The organism is Achromobacter spanius, from assembly GCF_002812705.1.
GTDB lineage: Bacteria > Pseudomonadota > Gammaproteobacteria > Burkholderiales > Burkholderiaceae_B > Achromobacter > Achromobacter spanius.
This window is the reverse complement of record NZ_CP025030.1, coordinates 3,293,746-3,317,151: the sequence shown is the minus strand read 5'-3', so window position 1 is coordinate 3,317,151 and position 23,406 is coordinate 3,293,746. Positions and strand designations below refer to the sequence as shown.

General features: G+C 62.2%; 21 protein-coding genes and 1 tRNA gene. 10 read left to right on the top strand and 12 right to left on the bottom strand.

Going from position 1 to position 23,406, the window contains the following annotated elements; translation table 11 throughout:
* Positions 1-55: 55 nt before the first annotated feature.
* The 4 genes from CVS48_RS15050 to CVS48_RS15035 all read left to right on the top strand — a co-directional run bounded on the left by CVS48_RS15050 (position 56) and on the right by CVS48_RS15035 (position 4,834).
* Entirely contained in the window at positions 56-598 is a 543-nt protein-coding gene (locus tag CVS48_RS15050; RefSeq protein WP_100855138.1) for a TRAP transporter small permease, read from the top strand.
* Positions 599-653: 55 nt separating this feature from the next.
* Entirely contained in the window at positions 654-1,934 is a 1,281-nt protein-coding gene (locus tag CVS48_RS15045; protein ID WP_100855137.1) for a TRAP transporter large permease, read from the top strand.
* Positions 1,935-1,965: 31 nt separating this feature from the next.
* Positions 1,966-2,982: a TRAP transporter substrate-binding protein gene (locus CVS48_RS15040; protein ID WP_100855136.1), complete on the top strand. Its 1,017-nt coding sequence runs from the start codon at positions 1,966-1,968 to the stop codon at positions 2,980-2,982.
* A 70-nt stretch (positions 2,983-3,052) separates the two neighbouring features.
* The gene (locus CVS48_RS15035; RefSeq protein WP_100855135.1) at positions 3,053-4,834 is read left to right on the top strand and encodes an IlvD/Edd family dehydratase; all 1,782 of its coding nucleotides are present in this window, start codon (positions 3,053-3,055) and stop codon (positions 4,832-4,834) included.
* A 43-nt stretch (positions 4,835-4,877) separates the two neighbouring features.
* Here the strand turns inward: CVS48_RS15035 and CVS48_RS15030 are convergent, their stop codons facing one another.
* Together CVS48_RS15030 and CVS48_RS15025 are read right to left on the bottom strand one after the other, a co-directional pair.
* The gene (locus CVS48_RS15030) at positions 4,878-5,276 is read right to left on the bottom strand and encodes a YbaN family protein (RefSeq protein ID WP_100855134.1); all 399 of its coding nucleotides are present in this window, start codon (positions 5,274-5,276) and stop codon (positions 4,878-4,880) included.
* Positions 5,277-5,339: 63 nt separating this feature from the next.
* Positions 5,340-6,056 (bottom strand): tetratricopeptide repeat protein, encoded by a 717-nt coding sequence (locus tag CVS48_RS15025; RefSeq protein WP_100855133.1) that lies wholly within the window; start codon positions 6,054-6,056, stop codon positions 5,340-5,342.
* Positions 6,057-6,128: 72 nt separating this feature from the next.
* On the opposite strand from CVS48_RS15025, the gene CVS48_RS15020 reads away from it, so the two are divergent.
* From CVS48_RS15020 to CVS48_RS15010, 3 genes are all read left to right on the top strand, one after another.
* Complete coding sequence (locus CVS48_RS15020) at positions 6,129-6,455, top strand: hypothetical protein (protein WP_244191391.1); 327 nt, start codon at positions 6,129-6,131, stop codon at positions 6,453-6,455.
* A gap of 26 nt (positions 6,456-6,481) precedes the next feature.
* A complete protein-coding gene (locus tag CVS48_RS15015; protein ID WP_100855131.1) occupies positions 6,482-6,730 on the top strand; it encodes a hypothetical protein in 249 nt (82 codons plus the stop codon).
* A 139-nt stretch (positions 6,731-6,869) separates the two neighbouring features.
* Positions 6,870-7,391 carry an anti-virulence regulator CigR family protein gene (locus CVS48_RS15010; RefSeq protein WP_100855130.1) on the top strand — a complete coding sequence of 174 codons (522 nt, stop codon included), beginning with the start codon at positions 6,870-6,872 and terminating at the stop codon, positions 7,389-7,391.
* Positions 7,392-7,467: 76 nt separating this feature from the next.
* Here the strand turns inward: CVS48_RS15010 and CVS48_RS15005 are convergent, their stop codons facing one another.
* The 10 genes from CVS48_RS15005 to leuC all read right to left on the bottom strand — a co-directional run bounded on the left by CVS48_RS15005 (position 7,468) and on the right by leuC (position 18,979).
* The gene (locus CVS48_RS15005) at positions 7,468-8,985 is read right to left on the bottom strand and encodes an EAL domain-containing protein (protein ID WP_167401003.1); all 1,518 of its coding nucleotides are present in this window, start codon (positions 8,983-8,985) and stop codon (positions 7,468-7,470) included.
* Positions 8,986-9,269: 284 nt separating this feature from the next.
* A tRNA-Val gene (locus CVS48_RS15000) sits at positions 9,270-9,346 on the bottom strand.
* Between the two features lie 147 nt (positions 9,347-9,493).
* Positions 9,494-10,156, bottom strand: a complete 663-nt coding sequence (locus CVS48_RS14995) for a phosphoribosylanthranilate isomerase (RefSeq protein WP_100855128.1) — start codon at positions 10,154-10,156, stop codon at positions 9,494-9,496.
* A 62-nt stretch (positions 10,157-10,218) separates the two neighbouring features.
* Entirely contained in the window at positions 10,219-11,313 is a 1,095-nt protein-coding gene (locus CVS48_RS14990) for a TRAP transporter substrate-binding protein (RefSeq protein ID WP_100855127.1), read from the bottom strand.
* A gap of 67 nt (positions 11,314-11,380) precedes the next feature.
* Positions 11,381-12,190 (bottom strand): tRNA pseudouridine(38-40) synthase TruA, encoded by an 810-nt coding sequence (truA, locus tag CVS48_RS14985; RefSeq protein ID WP_100855126.1) that lies wholly within the window; start codon positions 12,188-12,190, stop codon positions 11,381-11,383.
* 3 nt (positions 12,191-12,193) lie between these two features.
* Positions 12,194-14,083, bottom strand: a complete 1,890-nt coding sequence (locus tag CVS48_RS14980) for a FimV/HubP family polar landmark protein (RefSeq protein WP_242001269.1) — start codon at positions 14,081-14,083, stop codon at positions 12,194-12,196.
* A 344-nt stretch (positions 14,084-14,427) separates the two neighbouring features.
* Positions 14,428-15,558, bottom strand: coding sequence for an aspartate-semialdehyde dehydrogenase (gene asd / locus CVS48_RS14975; RefSeq protein WP_100855124.1), 1,131 nt, complete (start codon positions 15,556-15,558; stop codon positions 14,428-14,430).
* A 234-nt stretch (positions 15,559-15,792) separates the two neighbouring features.
* Complete coding sequence (leuB, locus tag CVS48_RS14970; protein ID WP_100855123.1) at positions 15,793-16,869, bottom strand: 3-isopropylmalate dehydrogenase; 1,077 nt, start codon at positions 16,867-16,869, stop codon at positions 15,793-15,795.
* Between the two features lie 29 nt (positions 16,870-16,898).
* Positions 16,899-17,549 carry a 3-isopropylmalate dehydratase small subunit gene (leuD, locus tag CVS48_RS14965; RefSeq protein WP_050448627.1) on the bottom strand — a complete coding sequence of 217 codons (651 nt, stop codon included), beginning with the start codon at positions 17,547-17,549 and terminating at the stop codon, positions 16,899-16,901.
* Positions 17,550-17,575: 26 nt separating this feature from the next.
* On the bottom strand, positions 17,576-18,979 hold the full coding sequence (gene leuC, locus CVS48_RS14960; RefSeq protein WP_100855122.1) for a 3-isopropylmalate dehydratase large subunit: 1,404 nt from the start codon (positions 18,977-18,979) through the stop codon (positions 17,576-17,578).
* Between the two features lie 515 nt (positions 18,980-19,494).
* Between leuC and CVS48_RS14955 the strand changes: the two genes are divergently transcribed.
* Genes CVS48_RS14955 through CVS48_RS14945 form a run of 3 tightly spaced genes read left to right on the top strand, consistent with a single transcriptional unit; the run spans position 19,495 to position 23,399 of the window.
* On the top strand, positions 19,495-21,012 hold the full coding sequence (locus CVS48_RS14955; protein WP_100855121.1) for a TolC family outer membrane protein: 1,518 nt from the start codon (positions 19,495-19,497) through the stop codon (positions 21,010-21,012).
* Between the two features lie 25 nt (positions 21,013-21,037).
* The gene (locus CVS48_RS14950; RefSeq protein ID WP_050448630.1) at positions 21,038-21,250 is read left to right on the top strand and encodes a hypothetical protein; all 213 of its coding nucleotides are present in this window, start codon (positions 21,038-21,040) and stop codon (positions 21,248-21,250) included.
* Positions 21,234-23,399 (top strand): type I secretion system permease/ATPase, encoded by a 2,166-nt coding sequence (locus CVS48_RS14945; protein WP_167401002.1) that lies wholly within the window; start codon positions 21,234-21,236, stop codon positions 23,397-23,399. Before CVS48_RS14950 ends, CVS48_RS14945 begins: the two co-directional genes overlap by 17 nt.
* Positions 23,400-23,406 lie beyond the last annotated feature (7 nt).

The window sequence follows — 23,406 nt, the reverse complement described above, 5'->3', positions numbered from 1 at the left end:
ACATCCGCAAAAGCATAAGCGAAAAAAGCCCCGGAAAACGGGGTAGGAGACAAACATGCAAGCTTCCCATCCCGGGCGGCCCGGCGGCTCACCGTTGGCCCGCGCCGCCGACTGGTGTTTCAAGTTGCAGACCTGGCTGATGGTGGCCTGTCTGGTCGTCATGGTCGTCCTGCTGTTCGGCAACGTGGCGCTGCGCTACCTGTTCAATTCCGGCATCAATGTGTCAGACGAGGTGTCCCGCCTGGCCTTCGTCTGGCTGATCTTCCTGGGCGCGGTGATTGCGCTACGCGACCACCACCACATCGGCGTCACCATGCTGGTCGACCGCTTCGGCCCCAGGGCCCGCCGCGTGTCGCACGTGTTCTGCCAATTGCTGGTGCTGTGGGTGCTTTGGCTGATGGCGCAAGGCAGTTGGGTACAGACCGTGATCGGCATGGGCACCGTGCTGCCCGTGACGGGCATGCGCCTGGCGGTGTTTACCACCGCGGCGCTTTACGCCTCGGTCGCCATGGGCATCCTGACCGTGATCGACATCATCCGTGTGCTGGCCGGCGGCCGCTTGCCGGCTGAATCCAGCCCGGAAGACCCCGCCATCTGATCCCGGCCCTGCCCGCCCCCCGCATCCGCCTCCCTGCCCCGCCCGGAAACTCGTAATGATCCTGACCGTCTTCCTGCTAGTGCTGCTTGGGCTGATCGCCCTGGGCATGCCGATTGCCTTCGCGCTGCTGCTTAGCGCCCTGGCGATGATGTTCCAACTGAATTTCTTCGACACCCAGATCCTGGCGCAGAACATGTTGACGGGCGCCAACAGCTTCACACTGATGGCGGTGCCGCTATTCATGCTGGCGGGCGAGCTCATGAACGCGGGCGGCATCTCACGCCGCATCGTGCGTCTGGCCAGCATGTTCGTCGGCCATATTCAGGGCGGATTGGGCTATGTGGCCATTTTTGCCAGCGTGCTGCTGGCCGCGTTATCGGGCTCGGCCGTGGCCGATGCCGCCGCGCTGGGTTCCCTGCTGATCCCCATGCTGCGCGAAAAAGGCTATGACGCCGGGCAGGCGTCGGGGCTGATCGCTGCGGGCGGCATCATCGCCCCCATCATTCCCCCGTCCATCTCGTTCATCATTTTTGGCGTGGCCACGAATGTGTCGATCACCAAGCTGTTCTTTGCGGGCATCGCGCCCGGGCTGATGATGGGCATGACCTTGGTGGCGGTATGGACCTGGGTGGCGCGCAAGCACGGCAGCATCACGCCTACGCCGCGCGAGCCCTGGAGCAACCGCTGGAAAGCGCTGCGCGAATCGCTGTGGGCGTTGATGCTGCCCGTCATCATCATTGGCGGGCTGCGCGGCGGCATCTTTACGCCGACCGAAGCGGCCGTGGTGGCGGCCGTCTACGCGCTGGCCGTCAGCCTGTTCGTCTACCGCGAGATCGGCTTGCGGGACCTGGTGCCGTTGTTCGTCAACGCCGCGCGCACCACGGCCGTGGTGATGTTCCTGGTGGCCGCCGCGATGGTGTCGTCCTACATGATCACGCTGGCTGACATGCCGCAAGATCTCATCGCGCTGCTGGAACCCATCATGGACCAGCCCAAGCTGCTGATGTTCGCGCTGCTGCTCCTGTTGATCCTGATCGGCACGGTCATGGACCTGACGCCCACCATTCTGATCCTGGCGCCGGTGCTGATGCCGGTTGTCACCAAGGCCGGCATCGACCCCGTCTACTTCGGCGTCATGTTCGTCATGGTCGGCTGCGTGGGTCTCTTGACCCCGCCCGTGGGCACGGTGCTGAACGTGGTGTGCGGCGTGGCCCGCATCAATATGGAAACTATCTGCAAGGGCGTGTGGCGCTACGTCGTGGCCTACGCGATCTTGCTGATTCTGTTGGTGATCTTCCCAGAACTGATCACCGTACCCGCACGCTGGATGCACTAGCGGCATAGAGAAAACCCCAAGGAGGAGCACCATGACCATTCGATTCAAGACCCGTCTACTTGTGCTGGCTACCGCGCTGTCCTGCGCCGTGGCCGGCGTGGCCGCGGCGGCCGACGTCAAGCCGCGCCTGATCCGCTTCGGCTACGGCCTGAACGAAGAAAGCGTCCAGGGCCGCGCCGCGCGCTTCCTGGCGCAAGAGCTTGAAAAAGTCAGCGACGGCAAGCTGAAGATGAGGACCTTCGGTTCCGCCACACTGGGTTCCGATGAACAAATGCAGGGCGCCCTGGCCGGCGGCGCACAGGAAATGATGGTGGGTTCCACCGCGCCATTGGCAGGCATGGTCAAGGAATTTGGCGTGTTCGACCTGCCCTTCCTGTTCAACAGCGAAAAGGAAGCCGACGCCGTGCTGGATGGCAAGGTGGGCCAGGACCTGTTGAAGAAGCTCGAAGCCAAGGGCCTGGTTGGCCTGGTCTATTGGGAAAACGGCTTTCGCAACATGACCAATTCCAAGCATCCGATCGTGCGCGCGGAAGACATGCAAGGCATCAAGCTGCGGGTCATGCAGAACCAGATCGCGTTGGGTGTCTTCAACACGCTGGGCGCGAACGCCGTGCCCATGCCGTTCTCGGAACTGTTCACCGCATTGGAAACGCGCACGGTCGATGGGCAGGAAAATCCCATCACCACCATCCAAAGCAGCAAGTTCTACGAAGTGCAGCCCTTCCTGACCATCACGCGCCACGTCTACACGCCGTGGGTGGTGCTGGCCTCGAAGAAATGGTGGGACACCTTGTCGCCTGACGAACAGAAGCTGATCCGGCAGGCCGCGGCGGCCTCGCGCGATTTCGAACGCAAGGACAGCCGCGAGGATTCGACCAAGGCCATGGCGACGCTTGAAAAGGCCGGCATGAAGATCAATACCGTCAGCCCCGAGGAAGTGGCCCGCATGCGCCAGAAGGTTCAGCCGGTGGTCGACAAGTACACCCAGGAACTGGGCCCCGAACTCATCAAGCAGATGAACGACGAGATCCAGAAGGCGCGTAACTAAGGCCTGTTTACCGACGTCTCGGTATTGACGTCTTATCACCTGACGCCCAAGCGAAGCAAGCGAGTCACCCATGTCTCAGATACCCCGCAAGTTGCGCAGCCAGAAATGGTTCGACGACCCCTCGCACGCCGATATGACGGCGATCTACGTCGAGCGCTATCTTAACTACGGCCTGACGCGGCAAGAGCTGCAGTCCGGGCGGCCGATCATCGGCATCGCCCAGACCGGCAGCGACCTGGCGCCCTGCAACCGGCATCACCTGGCGCTGGCCGAGCGCATCAAGGCGGGTATCCGGGACGCGGGCGGCATCCCGATGGAGTTCCCGGTGCATCCGCTGGCCGAGCAAGGCCGGCGGCCCACCGCGGCGCTGGACCGCAATCTGGCCTATCTGGGGCTGGTGGAGATTTTGCACGGCTATCCGCTGGACGGCGTGGTGCTGACCACCGGTTGCGACAAAACCACCCCCGCTTGCCTGATGGCCGCCGCCACCGTCGACCTGCCCGCCATCGTGCTGTCGGGCGGGCCGATGCTGGACGGCTGGCACGACGGCCAGCGGGTGGGTTCCGGCACCGTCATCTGGCATGCGCGCAACCTGATGGCGGCGGGCAAACTGGACTACGAAGGTTTCATGACGCTGGCCACGGCATCGTCGCCGTCGGTCGGGCACTGCAACACCATGGGCACGGCGCTGTCCATGAATTCACTGGCGGAAGCCCTGGGCATGTCGCTGCCCACCTGCGCCAGCATTCCCGCGCCTTATCGCGAACGCGCGCAGATGGCCTACGCCACCGGCATGCGCATTTGCGACATGGTGCGCGAAGACCTGCGGCCGTCACACATCCTGACCCGCCAGGCCTTTGAAAACGCCATCGTCGTGGCGTCGGCGCTGGGCGCGTCCAGCAACTGTCCGCCGCATTTGATCGCCATGGCCCGCCACGCCGGCATCGACCTCAGCCTGGACGATTGGCAGCGGCTGGGCGAAGACGTGCCGCTGCTGGTCAATTGCGTGCCGGCCGGCGAACACCTGGGCGAAGGCTTCCACCGGGCGGGCGGCGTGCCCGCCGTCATGCACGAACTGCTGGCCGCGGGCCGCCTGCACGCAGACTGCGCCACCGTGTCCGGCAAAACCATCGGCGACATCGCCGCCGCCTCCAAGACCCGCGACGCCGACGTCATCCGCACCTGCGAGGCGCCGCTCAAGCACCGCGCCGGCTTCATCGTGCTGTCGGGCAACTTCTTCGACAGCGCCATCATCAAGATGTCGGTCGTGGGCGAAGCCTTCCGCCGCACGTATCTGTCGGAGCCCGGATCGGAGAACGCCTTCGAGGCGCGCGCCATCGTGTTCGAAGGCCCCGAGGACTATCACGCCCGTATTGAAGACCCATCGCTGAACATCGACGAGCACTGCATTCTGGTGATACGTGGCGCCGGCACGGTGGGCTATCCGGGCAGCGCAGAGGTCGTCAACATGGCCCCGCCTTCGCACCTGATCAAGCGCGGCGTGGACTCGCTGCCTTGCCTGGGTGACGGCCGCCAAAGCGGCACATCGGCCAGCCCCTCCATCCTGAACATGTCACCGGAAGCCGCCGCGGGCGGGGGCCTGGCGCTGCTGCGCACGGGCGACAAGATCCGTGTCGACTTGAACCAGCGCAGCGTGACCGCGTTGGTGGACGACGCGGAAATGGAACGGCGCAAACAGGAACCGGCATACCAGCCACCTGCGTCGCAAACGCCCTGGCAGGAGCTCTATCGGCAACTGGTCGGCCAATTGTCGACCGGCGGTTGCCTGGAACCCGCAACGCTTTATCTGAAAGTGATCGAAACGCGGGGCGATCCCCGGCATTCACACTGAACACAAAAGGCTGAATGCCCCCGCGCCAGTACGGCGCGCAGCCCTATCGTTGAAAAGGCTCGCTACCGGCACCCGTCGTCATCTTGGGTGCCGGGCGGCTGAGCACATACGCCGCGCTGACCAGAAAGAACAGGCCAACGCCCGCAGCAATAGGCCACGACGGATGCGCGCTCCACCAGAAAATACCGTATCCCGCCACCATGCCCAGGCAAGCGTAGGTTTTGCCCTTGCGCGACACCGCCTTCTGTTCACGCCAGATACGCAGGGGCGGCCCGTAAGTCGGACTATCCAGCAGCCATTTTTCCAGGCGCGGAGACGAGCGCGAAAAGCAGCCCGCCGCCAAAATCAGGAAAATCGTCGTCGGCATGACCGGCAAGAACGCGCCGATGACGCCCAATGCCAGCATCACGCAGCCCAACGCCAACCATAGAGCTTTGATCATGATGGTCAGCAGAATATCGCAAATGCCGCCAGCGCAGCCGGATTCACCCGCATGATGGGCGGCCTATGTGCGCGGCTCCGGCATTTGGGCGCTTAGCATGTCGATGAATTTCGGGCTTGGCGATCCGCCCGCCGCGCGCGCGCGGACAACCATCGCCCAGGCCTGGTCATATTGCCCGCGCCAGTAATAGGCGGTGGCCCAGGACGAATACAGATACCCCTTATCCGGTTCGACGGCCTCGCCTTTGCGGTACCACTCGTCGGAACGGGCAGTTGCCGCCACCCGCGCTTCGGGAGGCAGCGTCTTGTCTTCCGCCGCGCAGCGGGCCGCGATACGCCCGGCATCCGCATAGATACCCTGGAAGGTGGGGGGATCATGGCTGATCGCCAAATCCATCATGCTCATGGCCTGGCAGAACTTATTCTGGTCATGCAGCACGGCGGCAAAGCCGGTATAGACCTCGGGGTTGTTCGGATTCAACAGCCAGGCCTGATTGAAGCGGCGCATCGCCATGCCCAACTGGTCGGCTTGATAAAAACGGTATCCCTGGGACACCCACGCCCGCGAAGCCTTGTCGGCGGAGCCGAACGCCTGGACAGCATCCGCAACAAGCTTTTTATCGCTGACCTCAAGTTCGGCGGCGGCGGATCGGTCCATACCTCCGTACATGGGCAATTCGTCGATGCGCGGCTGCGCTTGCGTTGCAGACGGCGGCTTGATGGCGCAAGCCGCCAGTCCCAGGCAGGGAACCAGCAGTAGTGCCTTGAACGATTTATGCATGGTGTGGCCGGTAGGAAAGATACGCCGGACCTTATCAGATATAAGGCAGCACTGGCGCACACCGTGCCTGGCATGTCACTTGCTGAGTGGGACCCAGTTTCTATTCTTTGGGGGACCACCATGAAATCCGACGACGTTGTGGAAATGGAACCGGTCGAGCGCGGCAATCGCTCGCTACTTCGCGATTTGAAAGACATTGACGCCAGACGCCCCGACTTTCCTGGCGAGCATGTGATCGTATTTGGCTTGGGCGCATTGCTGATGGTGGCGGGCCTGAAGGGCCGAACCTTCTTCAAGCGCACCGTACTGACGGCCGCCGGCACCGCGCTGATGGGCCGGGCTGCAAGCGGCACCGGCGGCATCGCGAAACTGGCGCGTGTCGTCAAGAAATTAGGCTGAAGACGACCACGAGCCAAATACGCACCATGGAAGCGCTATGGGATTTTCTTCAATGGCCGGCGATGCTTACCTCGCTGGCGGCCGCATGGCTGGTGGCGTCGCAAGGAAAAGCGAAACGCCAATGGGGATTCTGGGTATTTCTATTCAGTAACGCCTTGTGGATTGCATGGGGATTGCACGACGGGGCGTTTGCGCTGATCGCGCTTCAAGTCGGGCTGGCCGCGTTGAATATCCGTGGGGTGATGAAAAACAAACGAGCGGGCAGTGCAACATAGGCAGCGGGATACCCCTAAAGTCGCCACACATCTGCGGCCAATTCCGCTTACATCTTTATCGATTCCGCCCCTACTCCAAAAGACTACGACCACCCTAGAATCGGTTCACTGCCACTTTTGGCTGATCAGGAGCCATTCCATGGATGCCGCCCCCACTATCAAAAAATATGCCGCTGCCATGATCTGCTGCCTGTACGTGGGTGGCAGCGCAGTTGCCGCTCCGCCCGAAGGAAAAGGAAAACCCGATAACGCGGGCCAAAGTCAGGGCCAGGGCAACAAGAACAACGGCAACGGTAAAGGCAATGGGAATGGCAACGGTAATAGTGGCAATAAGGGCGGCTCGTCCAAGGGGGGAGCCGCCGATTCCCGCGACACGAACATGACGCTACGCCACGCCGGCATCACGATCTCGGTCGCGCGGGGCTACGCGGACGAGTATGGATTGTCGGGTTACAGCGCATTGCCGCCCGGCGTCCGAAAGAACCTGGCACGCGGCAAGCCCCTGCCCCCGGGCATTGCAAAAAAGATGGTCCCAGGTCCGATGCTGGCACGCCTGCCCGCCTATCCTGGCTACGAATGGCGAGTCGCAGGATCCGATCTGATCCTCGTGGCCGTCGCGACCGCCGTGGTCGCCGATGTGCTCTTTGATGTTTTTGATTGAGGCAAGACCCGGCGAAACCCTAGGCGAAACTGGCAGGGTGTGGCGCAGATTGCAAAAAAGCCGCGAAGTCCAAGACTTACGCGGCTTTCAGAGCATTGCCCAGCTCGCCTGCAGGAACTGGTTTTCCAAAAAACCAGCCCTGTCCTACGGCGTGCGGCGCACGTTCTACGATGTAGTCAACCTGTCTGCGCATTTCTATGCCTTCCACGACGAGTTGAATGTCCAACTGATTGGCCATTTCGATTACTTGATCTAATACCGGAATGGCGCTGGAAACATCTCCAATCGCCCCGACAAAGATTCTGTCCAGCTTGATCCCGCTGACGTCCCATTGGAAGACGTTCACCAGGTTGGAATACCCCACGCCAAAATCGTCCAGGAAGACTCTGAAACCCGCTTGGTGATACCGCTTGAACAGATCTGCCGGTGAGGTGGCTGAGAACCTCGCGGACTCAGTCACTTCAAGCACAATCCGCTCGGGTGAAACCCCACGCTCTTCTACACAATGAACGAGAAATTCAAGGAACAGGTCGTCTTCCAAATCCGCGGGAAAGACATTGACACTCAAATAGAACGGCTGCGCGGCGGCCAACCGTTCCCGCACGCCGTCAATCGCAGTGCGGATGATGTATCTCGTGAAAAGTCGACGGAGTCCCATGGACTCAACCCACGGAATGAACGTGTCCGGAGGAATAGGCCCCACTTCGTCATGCGTCCAGCGGGCTAGCGCTTCAGCGCCAACCATTTCGCCAGTCGCAAGAGAACAGAGCGGCTGATAGTGAACGTGTATTTTTTCTTGACGCAGGGCCTGGGCCATACTTCCGCGCAAACCGTTTGATCCTCGCCACCAGAGGAACAACGCTATGCCACTGGCCGCGCCCAGCACCATCCCGATCAGGGCGGACACCAGCACCGAAACGCGCGCATCCACCCGGGTAAAAGACTCAACACAGACGTCGGGCTCACCAGCCGACGAACACGTGACGCCATGCCGAATGATCCCAAGCCGGCTCGCTACCCGCCCCACAACGCTCGAGTCTTTCGTCGCATGTGGCTGAGAACCGAATTCTTGGATCGTGCTTCCGTCTCTTGAAAATACCCGTCCCCAGAAACGGCCAGAGTGCTCTTCCACCTCACCAAGTGCATTGGGGATAATAAATACCGCCACGCGGTCATTTGCCGCTAACCCGCCAACGAACGATGGCTGAACCGGGTTTGTCAGATTTCTCCACAGGGTGATGCCGTAGCGCACGCGCTTGCCGCCAGGAGGAAGAGCATACGGTTCTTTCCAGGGCCCCCACACGGCCGAGCATCTCACTGCCCCATCGGAAATCCGGGCGATGTCGCCGGCATACCTGGACTTAAAGAGGCGCGCCCTCATCCGGGCAAGGTCCTCGTCCGAACAGGAGTCCGCCGGAGCGCTCAGCTCAACAATCGTGGCGATTTGCTCATTGGCAATGCCGAGCGAACGTCGAAGTAGATGGTCATTATTGTGTTCAACAATATGGTCCGCGTGCGAAGCTTCAAACGAATAGCCGATTGCCCCACAAAGCAGGGTGAGCACCACAACAGTTGGCACGAGGACCAAAAGCAACCCATACCGGCTTGGGAGACGGCCTGTCGTCATAATCATCCTTAGGAACTAAAGAGATTCTACGATCAGCACAGACGGCGGCAATCATTCCATCAGAGCTACTATCCCCGCTCTCTTTTTTGCGCAAAATTGATGCGCGGCAATAGGTTTGCTTGATGCAGGCGCTGACCACATCACCCGCCCGCCTCCCTTCCCGCAGTTGGCGGCGCAGAATGCAAAAAAGCCGCAAAGTCATAGACTTATGCGGCTTTCGGAGCAGTGCTGGGCACTGCTTTGCAGGAATCTGGTAGGCGGTATTGGGTTCGAACCAACGACCTCCACGATGTCAACGTGGCGCTCTAACCAACTGAGCTAACCGCCTGCAAAGAAGAAGAATTATATAGTGCTTTTTTGAACTGTGCAAATCGTCATAATCGATTTTTTGCTATGTTCGTTGCGTGGTAATGGCTTTGCTTTCGCTAGCTTTCGCTGCCATAGCTGTGAGCATTTTTCTGCCCACATCACCGCACTACTTTCCCTTCAATTTCGCGTCCGCAGCATGTGCTGCATCAACGAAGACCGAGATTCTATCAGAACTTTTTATTCCTTGCTCAAGCTCAACGCCGCTGCTTACATCGACCCCCCAAGGCCTGACCCGCTCGATTGCCTGGCCGACGTTATCGCCGTTCAAACCACCCGACAAGATCAACGGACGCGACACGGGATCCGCGCGCACCTCGTCCAGCAAGCTGTAGTCAAAACCATGGCCGCTGCCGCCGTAACCGGCGCTGTAGCTGTCGAACAGCCAGCCCGCCGCTTCGCCGAAAGCCCGGCAGTACGTGGCCAGGTTTTCAGCCGTGTCCAGGCCGGGCGCGCCCGCGCGGAAGGCGCGTAGAAAGCGATGGCTGTAGCGGCCGCAATCCTGCGGTGACTCGTCGCCGTGGAACTGCAGCAATTCAGGTTCCACCTCGTCCAGCACCGCTTGTACCTCGGACGGATCCGGGTTCACGAACAAGGCCACGACGTCGACAAACGCCGGTACGGTACGGCGCAACTGCGCGGCGCGGGTCGGCGTCAGGCAACGCTTGCTCTTGGGGTAGAAGACGAATCCGATCGCATCGACGCCGGCTGAAACAGCGGCCTCGATGTCTTGTTCGCGGGTCAATCCGCAGATTTTGATGCGTGTGCGCATGGCGTTTTACCTGTCGCCCAACGGGACGCGGCGTATCAGTATATCGGGTGCGCCAGCGGCATTCAGGTGCCGGGCTGGCCCACCGAGGAGATCAGGGAATCAAAGCTGCCTTCGGCGACGCGAAACCAAGGCACCTCCTTGTTCCGGAAGGCGGTCATGCTGTCGTAGAGCTTTTTGAACATGGGGTCCTTGGCGCTCAATTCCTTATAAGCCGCCATCGAGGCCTCATGGCATGCTTGCAGCACCGGCTTGGGAAACGCCTTCAGCTGCGCCCCCTTGGACACCAGCCTTCGCAACGCGTCCGGATTACCGGCGTCGTACTTGGCGATCATGTTGGCGGTTGCCATCCTGCAAGCCAACGCCAGGGCCGACTGGAACGGCTTGGGCAGCTCATCGTAGGCGCTTTGGTTCACGTACAGCGATAGCTGCAAGGTACCGGCCCACCAGCCTGGAAAATAATAATTGCGCGCCACTTTATACAGCGCCAGGTTCTCATCGTCGTACGGCCCGATCCACGCCACGGCGTCGACCGTCCCCTGCTCCAGCGCGCCATAGAATTCCGACACAGGCACGTCCACCGGCGTGGCGCCCAGGCGCGACAGGACATGGCGCGCAAAGCCGCCCGCCTTCACTTTCAGCCCGCGCAGGTCGTCCACGGTTTTGATCTCGCCGCGAAACCACCCGCCCATCTGGGCGCCCGTGTAGCCACAGGGGAAATTCATGATGTTGTACTTGTCGAACAGCACCCGCGTCAGCGCCAGGCCTTCGCCCTCGCTCATCCAGGCATTCATCTGCCGCGTGTTCAAGCCGAAGGGAACGCCGGCATCAAAGCTAAGCGCGGGATCGACGTCAAAGTAACGGGTCGACGCCGTATGGCCGCAGTCCACCACGCGATGCTGCACGGCTTCAAGCACCTGGCCCGGTTGGACGAGATCACCCGCCGGAAAAATCTCGATGGTGAAGCGGCCGTCGGTGACCTCGGCCACATAACGGGCAACGTCTTCGGCGCCCGCGAACAACGTGGGCGATTCATTCGGAAAACTGGATGCCAGCCGCCACGCGATCGTCGGCGCCTCTTGTGCGAAGGCCGGCGCGGCGATCGTGGCGGACCCCGCGGCTCCCAAGGCGGCCTGCTTCAAAAACGCGCGGCGTTGCATGGCGAAATCCCCCCTGATAAGCGCGATTAAGGCGTCGTCCGCGACAACGTCTTTTCACAACGTCTGTTCAATACGATTGCGTGAATGGCGACAACAACAGCGCGCCGCCATCCAGTTCTTCCAAGCCGAACTCCGCCGGGTATTCAATGGCGGACAAGTACAGGCCGTCCGGCGAAAAGGTGGGCGCGCCTTGCGTGCGATCGCGCCAGGACAGCAACTGCGCCATCCACTCTACCGATTCCCTGCCCTGCCCCACCTGCAGCAGCGCGCCCATGATGTTGCGCACCATGTGATGCAAAAACGCATTGGCCTTCAACGTGAAGACCAGAAACGGCCCGCGCTCCGCGATCTCAAGACGGTGCATATGCCGCACCGGATGCTTGGCTTGGCATTGCGAAGAACGAAAGCTTGAAAAGTCGTGTTCGCCCACCAAGGCCTGCGCCGCGGCGCGCATGGCGTCCACGTCCAGCGGTTGAAAACACCAGCCCGCACGCCCTGCCCACAGGGCCGGCCGCACGCGGCCACGCCACAACAGGTACACATAGGTGCGGGCACGCGCGGAGAATCGCGCATGAAATTCATCCGGCACTTCTTGCGCCCATTGCACAGACACGCTGGGCGGTAGAAAAGCATTCACGCCGCGCACCCAGGATTCCATGCGCCGATCCAACGCGGTGTCCAGATGGACCACCTGCATGGCGCCATGTACGCCGGTATCGGTGCGGCCGGCGCATATGGTGGGCACGGCTTGCTTCACACCACAGAATCTTGCCAAGGCAGACTCCAGTGTGTCCTGCACCGTTTGCCGATGCGGCTGTGTCTGCCAACCCTGCCAAGCGGAGCCGTCATACGCCAGCCCCAATGCAACTCTAGACATCGTTCAAACCCGAGGACCGCTGACTCGGCGCGGTTCGTCCGTGGGCGGTTCATCCAGGTCGAGATTGATCGTATCGAGCTTGCGGTTCAGCGCTGCCGTGTCCAGCGCCGGCTCGTTATAAGCGTAAGTGTCCTCGTCGTCGTCATCGCGGCGCGCGCCGGCTCGGCGCAGCAACCATGCAATGACGAATGCGATCAGCGCCAGCAAGGCGGTGACGATGACGAGAAGGTTGTCGGCCAGCCAACTGGGCATGCTTGTCGTTGCGTCCTTGGTCGTGTTGGCGGAAGCGCCGCCTGTCGCGTTGTCGGTGGTGGAAGCGCCGGGCGTGCCAGCCGCGCTGGGTGTGCCTGCCGCGCTGGAGGGACCTGATACGCCAGGGGTGCCTGCTACACCTGGTGTGCCTGTTGCACCCGGTGTGCCTGTTGCACCCGGTGTACTTGCCGCACCCGAGGTGCCTGCTGTGCCCGATGTGCCTGCTGTGCCCGATGTGCCTGCTGTGCCCGATGTGCCTGCTGTGCCCGATGTGCCTGCTGCGCCCGACGTGCCTGCTGCGCCCGATGTGCTTGCTGCACCCGGTGCACCTGCTGCACCCGATGTTCCAGTTACGCCCGATGTGCCCGCTGCACCCGATGTGCCTGCCGCACCCGATGTGCCTGCTGCGCCCGGAGTGCCTGCTGCGCCCGGTGTGCCCGCTGCGCCCGATGTGCCTGCCGCGCCCGGTGTGCCCGCTGCGCCCGATGTGCCTGCCGCGCCCGATGTGCCAGCCGCACCCGGAGTGCCCGCTGCGCCCGGAGTGCCTGCTGCGCCCGATGTGCCCGCTGCGCCCGGTGTGCCTGCTGCACCCGATGTGCCCGCTGCGCCCGGTGTGTCCGCTGCGCTCGGTGTGCCCGGTGCACCGGGTGCCCCCGGCGTAACCGCAGCCCCCGTGCCGCCCGTTCCCGGGGCACCCTGCTGCGCCACGGCTTTGTTCAATTCGTCGACATTGCTTTGCAGCTGATTCACGCGCCCTTCGACATCCTTCATCGCGCGTTCATTCGACGTTCTGGCGTCCGCCTGCGCATCGGCTTGCGCGGCGGGACTGTCCGCTGCCAGCCCTGTGGACAGGCGCACCCGGTCTTGTGGCGGCGCGGCGCTGGCCACGCCGGTATCGCCCGGTTGCGCCACCGTACCCGACGCCGCGTCCTGCCCTTTTACCACTGAGGGGTTGGCGCTGGCGGCGGCGCCTATTCGGCCGCGATACCGGGCAAACGCCTCGGCATGTTCATTGAAGATGCGGAGCGCTTCGGCCGGGTCAATCGCCCTGACCGTTGCCGCATCCGGAATCTTCAAGGTCTGGCCGGCGCGGACCAGGTTCATATTGTTCTGAATGAACGCTTCGGGATTGGCGCGCCACAACGCCACCAACATCTGATAAACCGAGGCGTTCGGCACCTTGTTGCGTTGTGCGATGGCAAACAGGTGATCACCACGCTTTACATTCACGCTGGCAGCCGATGCGCGCGCCGTGCCGCCCACCGCTGCCGGCGTCACATCGGCGCCGGTGCCGCGCAGCGGCACCAGAATGCTGACCTGTACCTGGCGCTGCCCCGAACTGGAACTGATGTCCAACAACAGGTCAACCGCGCCGCTTGCCGGAGGCTGCGTACCCCGGACGCGAAGATTCTTGCGCGTGCCATCCATGCCGTCTTCAACGCGGACCACCATGCTGGCCAGCGGCACCGGCGGCTTCAGGCCGGCGCGCTGCCACGCAGCTTCGTCAGCCACAGACACCTTCAGCGACGACACTTCATCAGGCGTCAGTTCCTGCAACCCCACGACCGCCTGCAACGGCGCGCCCGGCACCGACACCACGCGGGAATGCCCGACCCGCATGGCCAGCGCCGAACTGCACATGCTCGACCCTATCGCCAAAGCGATTGCCCATTGAAGGGCTTTCAAACGGCGGGCATGCTTCACATGGCGCGAACGCTGGGTCATAAGCTGGAATTCCGTTCTTGTAGTCGAATTACGGGCTAGCACTGGTCTCGCGGCAGATAGGCGGGAACAGGCCTCAATTCACGGGAAAAGTGTAATGGATGATGCCCATTTCACAAACCTGAAAGGCGCGTAGGCGTTGGCTCTCGAGCACATCCGCCACACCCTTCCTACGATTGCGCAAACGTCAAGGGCACCCGAAGGTGCCCCTGCTTGTCTTGACGACCAAGCAGGCGCCTTTGCCAGGCGCCCGCAACGGGAGATCAGGCTTCGGCCAGCGCGATGCGCAACATGCGGCGCAACGGCTCGGCGGCGCCCCACAGCAGTTGGTCGCCCACCGTGAAAGCGCCCAGGTACTGCGAGCCCATCGACAGCTTGCGCAGACGGCCAACCGGAATGTCCAGCGTGCCGGTGACAGCCACCGGGGTCAGCGCGGAAACGGTGGCTTCCTTGGTGTTCGGCACCACCTTGGCCCACTGCGTGCCCTGCGCGATCAACGCTTCGATTTCATCTAGCGGCACATCGCGCTTGAGCTTGATGGTCAGCGCCTGGCTGTGGCAGCGCATTGCGCCGATACGCACGCACAAACCGTCGATCGGGGTGGCGGGCGTACCGAAAGCAGCGCCACGGCCCAGGATCTTGTTGGTTTCGACTTCGGCCTTCCACTCTTCCTTCGACATCCCGTCGCCCAGATCCTTGTCGATCCAGGGAATCAGGTTGCCGCCCAGCGGCACGCCGAAGTGTTCGTGGGGCAGCGCGGCATCTTTCTGCTTGGCCAGCACGCCACGGTCGATCGCCAAAATGGCCGACGCGGGGTCGTCCAGCAAGGGCTTGACGGCCTGGTTGATCTCACCGAACTGGGTCAACAGTTCACGCATGTGCTGCGCGCCACCGCCGGAAGCGGCCTGATACGTCATGGAGCTCATCCATTCAACCAGGTCGTTGTTGAACAAGCCGGCCAGGCCCATCAGCATGCAGCTGACGGTGCAGTTGCCGCCGATGAAGTTGCGCACGCCGCGCTTGAGCGCTGCGTCGATGACAGGGCGGTTGACCGGGTCCAGCACGATGATGGCGTCATCAGCCATGCGCAGGGTGCTGGCCGCATCGATCCAGATGCCGTTCCAGCCCGCGCCGCGCAGCTTCGGGTAGACCTCGGACGTGTAATCGCCGCCTTGCGCCGTCAGAATGATCGGCAGTTTTTTCAGAGCGTCAATGTCGTAGGCATTTTGCAAGGGGCCCGCGCCTTCGGCCCACGTGGGCGCGGCGCCGCCAGCATTGCTGGTGGAAAAGAACACCGGTTCGATCAGTGCGAAGTCGTTCTCGTCGCGCATGCGCTGCATGAGCACCGAGCCGACCATTCCGCGCCAGCCGATAAGGCCTACTGCTTGATTCATTTCAATCGCTCTATAAAGGTGGAGACAAGGTCCAGGTGAAAAAGGCGTGCAATTCAACAATTTATCAGAATGCACGGAGGGATGTTGCGGTGCAGCTAGAAATAATGGGGGTCGAAAGCCTTGAAAACCCCTTTCGCGGCGCCGTCGCAACAGGGCCGAAAAAAGGGCCGCTACGCAGGCGGCCCTTCAAGAAACGGGGCTCGCGCCGCAAGGGCGCTACCCCCTGCCCGGCATTCAGGCCAGGGCTTTCAGTACTGCGTCGCCCATGCCTGCCGTGCTGACTTTCGTCGTGCCCGGCTCGAAGATGTCGGCGGTGCGCAGGCCGTCGGCCAGCACGCGGCGCACGGCGGCTTCAATGCGGTCGGCCTGCGGAGCCAGATTCAGCGAATAACGCAACAACATGGCCGCCGACAAGATCGTCGCCAAGGGGTTGGCGATGCCCTGGCCCGCGATGTCCGGTGCCGAACCGTGGCTGGGCTCGTACAAGCCCTGGCCGCCCGCGTTCAGCGATGCCGACGGCAGCATGCCGATCGAACCCGTGAGCATGGCCGCTTCGTCCGACAGGATGTCGCCGAACAGGTTGCCGGTGACGATCACGTCAAACTGGCGCGGGTTGCGCACCAACTGCATCGCGGCGTTGTCGACATACATGTGCGACAGCTCGACGTCCGGGTACTCGCGCGCCACTTCAATGACGATGTCGCGCCAGAATTGCGAGGTTTCCAGCACGTTGGCCTTGTCCACGCTGCACAGCTTCTTGTTGCGCTTCTGGGCCGATTCGAAGCCGATGCGCGCAATGCGGCGCACTTCGGATTCGGCGTAGCGCATGGTGTCGTAGCCTTCGCGTTCGCCCGCGAACACGCCATCGGGCGACGAACGAACGCCGCGCGGCGTGCCGAAATAGATGTCGCCGGTCAGTTCGCGGATGATCAGGATATCCAGGCCGGACACGATCTCGGGCTTCAGCGACGAGGCGCTGGCCAGCTCGGGGTACAAGATGGCGGGACGCAGGTTGGCGAACAGGCCCAGCGCCTTGCGCAGGCCCAAAATGGCTTGCTCCGGGCGGAATTCGCGCGGCAGGCTGTCGTACTTCCAGTCGCCCACGGCGCCAAACAGCACGGCATCCGATTCCTTGGCGAGGTTCAGCGTGGCCGGCGGCAGCGGGTGTTCGAACTGGTCGAACGCGGCGCCGCCCACGGGGGCTTGTTTGATGTCGATGGAAACGTCCAGCGCCTTGAGCACGCGCACGGCCTGCTCGACGATTTCCGGTCCAATGCCGTCACCCGGCAAGACTGCGATGTTGTGGGTCATTTAAATGCGATCCTGTGATCAGTATGGGTTCAGGCGATGGGACGGCTTTCCAGCCACGGGTGGCGGGCCAGGCGTTCGGCCTCGAAGGCGCGGATCTTGTCGGAATGGCGCAGCGTCAGGCCGATGTCGTCAAAGCCGTTCAGCAAACAGTATTTGCGGAAAGGTTCGATGTCGAAGCCCATGGCGCGGCCGTCCGCGGCAATCACCACCTGGCGGTCCAGGTCGATTTGCAGCTTGTAGTTCGGGAAGGCTTTGACTTCGTCGAACAGGCGGGCCACTTCCAATTCGGACAGCACGATCGGCAGCAAGCCGTTCTTGAAGCTGTTGTTGAAGAAGATGTCGGCATACGACGGCGCGATGATGGCGCGAAAGCCGAACTGCGTCAGCGCCCAGGGCGCGTGCTCGCGGCTGGAACCGCAGCCGAAATTCTTGCGCGCCAACAGGATCGATGCGCCTTGGTAGCGCGGCTGGTTCAGCACGAAGTCCGGGTTCAGCGGACGCTTGCTGTTGTCCATGCCGGGTTCGCCGTGGTCAAGGTAACGCAGCTCGTCAAACAGATTGGGGCCGAAACCGGTGCGCTGGATCGACTTGAGGAACTGCTTCGGGATGATGAGGTCCGTGTCGACGTTTTCACGGTCGAGCGGAGCCACCAGGCCTTCGTGAGTGGTAAATGCTTGCATGATGTCGGTACTCGGTGCGTGATCGCTTAACGGAACGTGCGGACGTCGACGAAATGGCCGGCCACGGCGGCGGCGGCTGCCATGGCGGGGCTGACCAGGTGGGTACGCCCACCCTGGCCTTGCCGGCCTTCGAAGTTACGGTTCGACGTGGAGGCACAGCGTTCGCCGGGCTCAAGGCGGTCGGCGTTCATGGCCAGGCACATCGAGCAGCCCGGTTCGCGCCATTCAAAACCGGCTTCGATGAAGATCTTGTCCAGGCCTTCGCGTTCGGCCTGTTGCTTGACCAGGCCGGAACCCGGCACAACCATCGCCTGGCGCACGTTGGACGCCACACGCTTGCCGCGCGCCACGGCAGCCGCCGCGCGCAGGTCTTCAATGCGCGAGTTGGTGCACGAACCAATGAACACGCGGTCGACGCGAATGTCGGTCAAGGGCGTGTTGGGCTTCAAGCCCATGTATTGCAGGGCGCGCTCCATGCCGCTGCGGCGCACGTCGTCTTTTTCGCGGTCGGGGTCCGGCACACGGGAATCCACCGGCAGCACCATTTCAGGCGAGGTGCCCCAGGTGACCTGCGGCTTGATATCGCGCGCGTTCACTTCCACTACCGTGTCGAACTTGGCGCCGTCATCGGTGTGCAGGGTGCGCCAGTACTTGACGGCCTGGTCCCACACCACGCCCGTGGGCGCGAACGGGCGGCCACGGAAGTAGTCGACGGTCTTGTCGTCCACCGCGACCATGCCCGAACGGGCGCCGGCTTCGATGGCCATGTTGCACACCGTCATGCGCCCTTCCACCGACAGCGCGCGGATCGTGCTGCCGGCAAACTCGATGGCGTGGCCCGTGCCGCCCGCCGTACCGATGATGCCGATGATGTGCAGGACCACGTCCTTGGCCGTACAGCCGAACGGCAAGTCGCCATCGACCTTGATCAGCATGCTCTTGGCTTTCTTCATCAGCAGCGTCTGGGTCGCCAGCACGTGCTCGACCTCGGACGTGCCGATGCCGAACGCCAAGGCGCCCAGCGCGCCGTGCGTGCTGGTATGCGAATCGCCACAGACGACCGTCATGCCAGGCAGCGTTGCACCTTGCTCGGGTCCGATCACATGCACGATGCCCTGACGCAGGTCATTCATGCGGAATTCGGTGATGCCGTACTTTTCGCAGTTCGCGTCCAGCGTATCCACTTGCAGGCGCGAGATGGGGTCGTCAATACCTTGGGCGCGATTCAGCGTCGGCACGTTGTGGTCCGCTACCGCCAGATTGGCGCCCGTGCGCCACGGCTTGCGCCCGGCGATGGCCAGGCCTTCGAACGCCTGGGGGCTGGTGACTTCATGCACCAGGTGGCGATCGATATAGAGCAGACAGGTGCCGTCTGATTCCTGGTGGACGATGTGGGCGTCCCAGAGTTTGTCGTAAAGGGTTTGGGCCATGGATGCGCTCTGCAAATAGACAATCCGGCTTGAGCCTCACGCGGTTGAAAAGCAAATCGCTCCCGCGCCGGCCACTGCGGCATGAATGAATTATGCCCACGCTCCAAACCTAGTACAAGCGCACGATACATACTAGTACCACTACTACCATGATGCGCCGGTACGCCTCCCTTCAGCCCGCGCAGTCTCACGCTTTGGTGGGTGAATGAAGTTAATCAACCACACAATAGATGTAAATAAAATAGATACACAATTATCAAGTCGATATAATCCCGTTTCACTCAGGACACATAGCTTTCGACATAATGCGTAATAAACCGTATTAATAAAAGCGATAGCAAAATAAACCTGCGTAGTTCGTGCAAATTCAGTCAAATTAGGTGATGTTGCGCGACGATAAGTTATGGACCGCCGTTTGTTAAATACCAAGACTTAACAAATCTTGACTAGTCGACTATGACATTTACATACAACATGGCGGCCATTCATTCCAACCTGACCCGCGAATAATCACTATGGCTTCGTTTTTGCTCAAACGCACGACTACGATTCTTGCCCTGGCTTTTGTTCCCGCTGCATTTGCCCAAACTTCCGCGCCTGCAGCTCCCCCCGCCGCGGCGTCCTCTGCCGGCACCCCCGCAGTGACGCTGAACCAGATTGTGGAGCAGACCCTGCTCAGCAATCCGGAAATCCAGGCGAAGTACCACGACTTTCAAGCGTCTTTGGAAGGCCAGTCGGTTGCCCGTGCTGCGTTCTTCCCGCAGATCAACGCGCTGGGCTACGTGGGGCGCGAATATCGCAGCAACGTGCCCGACGTCGGCTCGCAGCGCTGGAGCCGTCCCGGCTACAACGTTGAACTGCGCCAATTGATTTTCGACGGCTTCCGTACCAGCAACGACGTCAAGCAAGCCGGTTTCGACAAGCTTGCGCGCTTCTACGATGTGCTGGCCACCAGCGACAGCACGGCCTTTGCGGCGGTCCAGGCCTATATCGACCTGCAGCGCTACCGCGACATGGAACTGCTGGCGCGCCAGAATTATTCGCTGCACGAAGAAACGCTGAAGCAAATCGGCGAACGTACGGAATCGGGCGTTGGCCGCCGGGTCGACCTTGAACAGGCGGGTGGTCGCTTGTCCCTGGCTCAGACAAACCTGATGACCGAGACCGCGAATTTGCTGGACGTGCAACAGCGCTTCCAGCGCGTGACCGGCGCCTTCCCGCCTGAAGCCATGCAACCGCCGCCCGACGTCGCCGGCAAGCTGCCCGTCAAGCCGAGTGACTTCAACGAGTCGCTGCGCCGCAACCCCAGCTTCCTGTCCAAGCAGGCCGGGCTGCAAGCCGCGCAAGCGGGCGTCGCCTCGTCCAAGGGCGCTTTTTCGCCCAAGTTTGAATTCGTGGCGTCCTCGGGTCGTGACCAGAATGACCCCACGCCCGAAAACCGCGACATCCAAAGTTCCAGCGTGCAGGTGGTGATGAGCTACAACCTGTACCGCGGCGGCGCCGATTCGGCCCGCGTGCGCCAGACGGCTGCGCAGTCCTACGCAGCGCGCGACATCCGCGACTACACCTGCCGCAACGTGCAGCAAGACTTGGCCGTGGCCTGGAACAACATCACCAGCCTGAGCCAGAAGCTGCCCTTCCTGCGCGACCACGAAGTGGCCACCACCAAGGTGCGTGATGCGTATCGCCAACAGTTCCAGATTGGCCAGCGTTCGCTGCTGGATTTGCTGGACACCGAAAACGAGCTGTTTGAGTCACGCCGCGCATTGACCAACGGCTTATATGACCTCAAGCTTGCGCAGTATCGCTGGCTGGCGCTGTCGCACACGCTGCTGCCTGCCCTGACGCTGCAACCCGCGCGCAACGAGATGCCCGAGGAAAACGGCAAGCTGGAGGTGACCGACGAAGTGATCAAGCTTTGCAATTCGACGGTTCCCGACTCTGCCCGCCTGGCTCCGGTGCGCGTTCAATACAACGAAGGCACGTTGCCGCCCACGCTCGTGCCGCTGAACGTATCCAACGCCAAGCCGTAATGGCGGCAGGACGCAAGGAGGCCATATGACGCCCCAGGGCAACGAATTTTCGCAATTGGACGCGGACTTTGTCCGCGTTCTGGAAGACCTGATCGACGCCTTGATCGCCAATGGCACCTTGCGCATGACGGACCTGCCTATTCAGGCACAGCAAAAGCTTTCACAGCGCAAGCAGCAACGCGCGCGCCTCTCGGAACACCTCGACCTCCTGGATGACGACGATGGACAAGTTATCTGAAGCGGCGGCTCGGGAATGGCGCACCGACGCTCGCGCGGCGCACGATGACCCGCTGCTGGACTGCCTGGTTGAAATCACGCGCCTGCATGGCGTGACGGCCACGGCCCAGGCCTTGTCTTCCGGCCTGCCGCTGGAAGAGCACCGCCTGACCCCTGCCCTGCTTCCGCGCGCCGCGGCGCGCGCCCAACTTTCCGCGCGCGTCGTCAAGCGCACGCTGGACAGCATTTCCCAAGACCTCTTGCCCGCCATCCTGCTGCTGCAAGGCGAACGCGCCTGCCTGCTGCTGAAGAAAGAAGACGGCAAGTACCTGGTCAGCCACCCCGAGCTGGGCGGCAGTTCCGTCGAGATGACGCACGAAGCCCTGACCGCGCAATACACCGGTCTGGTGTGCTTTGTGCGCCCGCAGTTCCGCTTCGACGCCCGCGCGCCCGAAGTCGCCAAAGTGCGAGAGCGCCATTGGTTCTGGGCTGCCATCATGGAAAATCGGCGCCTGTACCGCGACGCGCTGGTCGCCGCGCTGCTGATCAACATCTTCGCCATGGCCATGCCCTTGTTCACGATGAACGTGTACGACCGCGTGGTGCCCAACAACGCGGTTGAAACGCTGTGGGTGCTGGCCATCGGCATCACGCTGGTGGTCATCTTCAACATGGTCTTGTCGACGGCGCGCTCCCATGTGGTGGACAGCGCCAGCAAGCGGGTCGACGTGCGCCTGTCCGCACAGATCATGGAGCGGGTGCTGGACTTGCGCCTGGAGGGCCGCCCAGTGTCGGTGGGGTCTTTCGCGGCCAACCTGCGTTCGTTCGAATCCATCCGCGACTTCATCGCCTCCGCCACGATCACCACGCTGGTCGACCTGCCCTTCATCCTGCTGTTCCTGGCCGCGCTGGCCTGGATCTCGCCATGGATGATCCTGCCGCCGCTGGTTGCCATCATCTTGATTCTGCTGGTGTCGTTTGCCGCGCAAGCCCGCATGGAGGCGCTGACCATGGCCAGCTTCCAGGCCAGTTCGCAACGCAACGCGACGCTGGTGGAAGCGCTGACCGGCCTGGAGGCCGTGAAAACGCTGAACGCGCAAGGCTCCGTCCAGCGCAACTGGGAACGCGCCACCGAGTTCATCGCGCATACCAGCGGCAAGCTCAAGCTGATTTCGTCGTCCACGGTGGGCTTTGTGCAGGCCGTCCAGCAATTGGTGTCGATCGCCGTTGTGATCATTGGCGTCTACCAAGCGCAGGAATCCGCCATGTCCATGGGCGGCATCATCGCCGCATCCATGATTGCCGGCCGCTGCCTGGCGCCGCTGGGCCAGGTGGCCGGGCTGTTGATGCAGTACCAGAACGCACGCACATCGCTGGGTTCCATCGACAACTACATGAAGCTGCCGATCGAGCGCCCGGCTGAAGCCGAGTTCCTGCATCGCCCCGTGTTTCATGGTGGCCTGGAATTCCGCGACGTGACGTTCGCCTACCCCGGCAGCACCCAGCCGGTGTTGAAGAAAGTGTCGTTCAAGCTCAAGCCTGGCGAAAAAGTCGGCATCATCGGCCGTATCGGTTCAGGCAAGACCACGCTGGAAAAGCTGGCGCTGGCGCTGTATCAACCCACCGAAGGCGCCGTGTTGCTGGACGGAGTAGACGTGCGCCAGATCGACCCGGCCGACGTGCGCCGCGCCATCGGCCACGTGCCGCAAGACCCGACGCTGTTCTACGGCAGCCTGAAGCACAACCTGGCCATGGGCGCGCCCTATGCCGACGACGCCAGCATCCTGGCGGCCGCCAATCTGGCCGGCGTTACCGACTTTGCCAACCTGCACCCCAACGGTTTTGACATGGTGATCGGCGAACGTGGCGAATCGCTGTCGGGCGGCCAGCGCCAGTCCGTGGCGGTGGCGCGCGCGTTGATCAACGACCCGCCGATCCTGCTGCTGGACGAACCCAGCAGCAACATGGACCACCAAAGCGAAGCCCAATTGCGCAAGCGCCTGGGCGAGGCCAGCGCCACCAAGACCATCCTGCTGGTCACGCACCGCACCGCGCTGCTGGACCTGGTTGATCGCCTGATCGTGATCGATAACGGCCACATCGTGGCGGACGGTCCTAAGGAGCAGGTTGTCGAGGCACTGCGTCAAGGACGCGTTGGACGCGGGAGTTAAGGGCGTC

What these genes read in the sequence shown, in the direction of transcription:
- CVS48_RS14955 (WP_100855121.1), top strand. Translation starts at nt 19,495, where the DNA reads ATGGCTTCGTTTTTGCTCAAACGCACGACTACGATTCTTGCCCTGGCT.
- CVS48_RS15030 (WP_100855134.1), bottom strand. Translation starts at nt 5,276, where the DNA reads ATGATCAAAGCTCTATGGTTGGCGTTGGGCTGCGTGATGCTGGCATTG.
- truA (WP_100855126.1), bottom strand. Translation starts at nt 12,190, where the DNA reads ATGTCTAGAGTTGCATTGGGGCTGGCGTATGACGGCTCCGCTTGGCAG.
- CVS48_RS14995 (WP_100855128.1), bottom strand. Translation starts at nt 10,156, where the DNA reads ATGCGCACACGCATCAAAATCTGCGGATTGACCCGCGAACAAGACATC.
- CVS48_RS15045 (WP_100855137.1), top strand. Translation starts at nt 654, where the DNA reads ATGATCCTGACCGTCTTCCTGCTAGTGCTGCTTGGGCTGATCGCCCTG.
- CVS48_RS15035 (WP_100855135.1), top strand. Translation starts at nt 3,053, where the DNA reads ATGTCTCAGATACCCCGCAAGTTGCGCAGCCAGAAATGGTTCGACGAC.
- leuD (WP_050448627.1), bottom strand. Translation starts at nt 17,549, where the DNA reads ATGCAAGCATTTACCACTCACGAAGGCCTGGTGGCTCCGCTCGACCGT.
- CVS48_RS15050 (WP_100855138.1), top strand. Translation starts at nt 56, where the DNA reads ATGCAAGCTTCCCATCCCGGGCGGCCCGGCGGCTCACCGTTGGCCCGC.
- CVS48_RS15040 (WP_100855136.1), top strand. Translation starts at nt 1,966, where the DNA reads ATGACCATTCGATTCAAGACCCGTCTACTTGTGCTGGCTACCGCGCTG.
- CVS48_RS15015 (WP_100855131.1), top strand. Translation starts at nt 6,482, where the DNA reads ATGGAAGCGCTATGGGATTTTCTTCAATGGCCGGCGATGCTTACCTCG.
- asd (WP_100855124.1), bottom strand. Translation starts at nt 15,558, where the DNA reads ATGAATCAAGCAGTAGGCCTTATCGGCTGGCGCGGAATGGTCGGCTCG.
- CVS48_RS14945 (WP_167401002.1), top strand. Translation starts at nt 21,234, where the DNA reads ATGGACAAGTTATCTGAAGCGGCGGCTCGGGAATGGCGCACCGACGCT.
- CVS48_RS15010 (WP_100855130.1), top strand. Translation starts at nt 6,870, where the DNA reads ATGGATGCCGCCCCCACTATCAAAAAATATGCCGCTGCCATGATCTGC.
- CVS48_RS14950 (WP_050448630.1), top strand. Translation starts at nt 21,038, where the DNA reads ATGACGCCCCAGGGCAACGAATTTTCGCAATTGGACGCGGACTTTGTC.
- CVS48_RS14980 (WP_242001269.1), bottom strand. Translation starts at nt 14,083, where the DNA reads ATGTGCAGTTCGGCGCTGGCCATGCGGGTCGGGCATTCCCGCGTGGTG.
- CVS48_RS15025 (WP_100855133.1), bottom strand. Translation starts at nt 6,056, where the DNA reads ATGCATAAATCGTTCAAGGCACTACTGCTGGTTCCCTGCCTGGGACTG.
- CVS48_RS15020 (WP_244191391.1), top strand. Translation starts at nt 6,129, where the DNA reads ATGTCACTTGCTGAGTGGGACCCAGTTTCTATTCTTTGGGGGACCACC.
- CVS48_RS14990 (WP_100855127.1), bottom strand. Translation starts at nt 11,313, where the DNA reads ATGCAACGCCGCGCGTTTTTGAAGCAGGCCGCCTTGGGAGCCGCGGGG.
- leuC (WP_100855122.1), bottom strand. Translation starts at nt 18,979, where the DNA reads ATGGCCCAAACCCTTTACGACAAACTCTGGGACGCCCACATCGTCCAC.
- leuB (WP_100855123.1), bottom strand. Translation starts at nt 16,869, where the DNA reads ATGACCCACAACATCGCAGTCTTGCCGGGTGACGGCATTGGACCGGAA.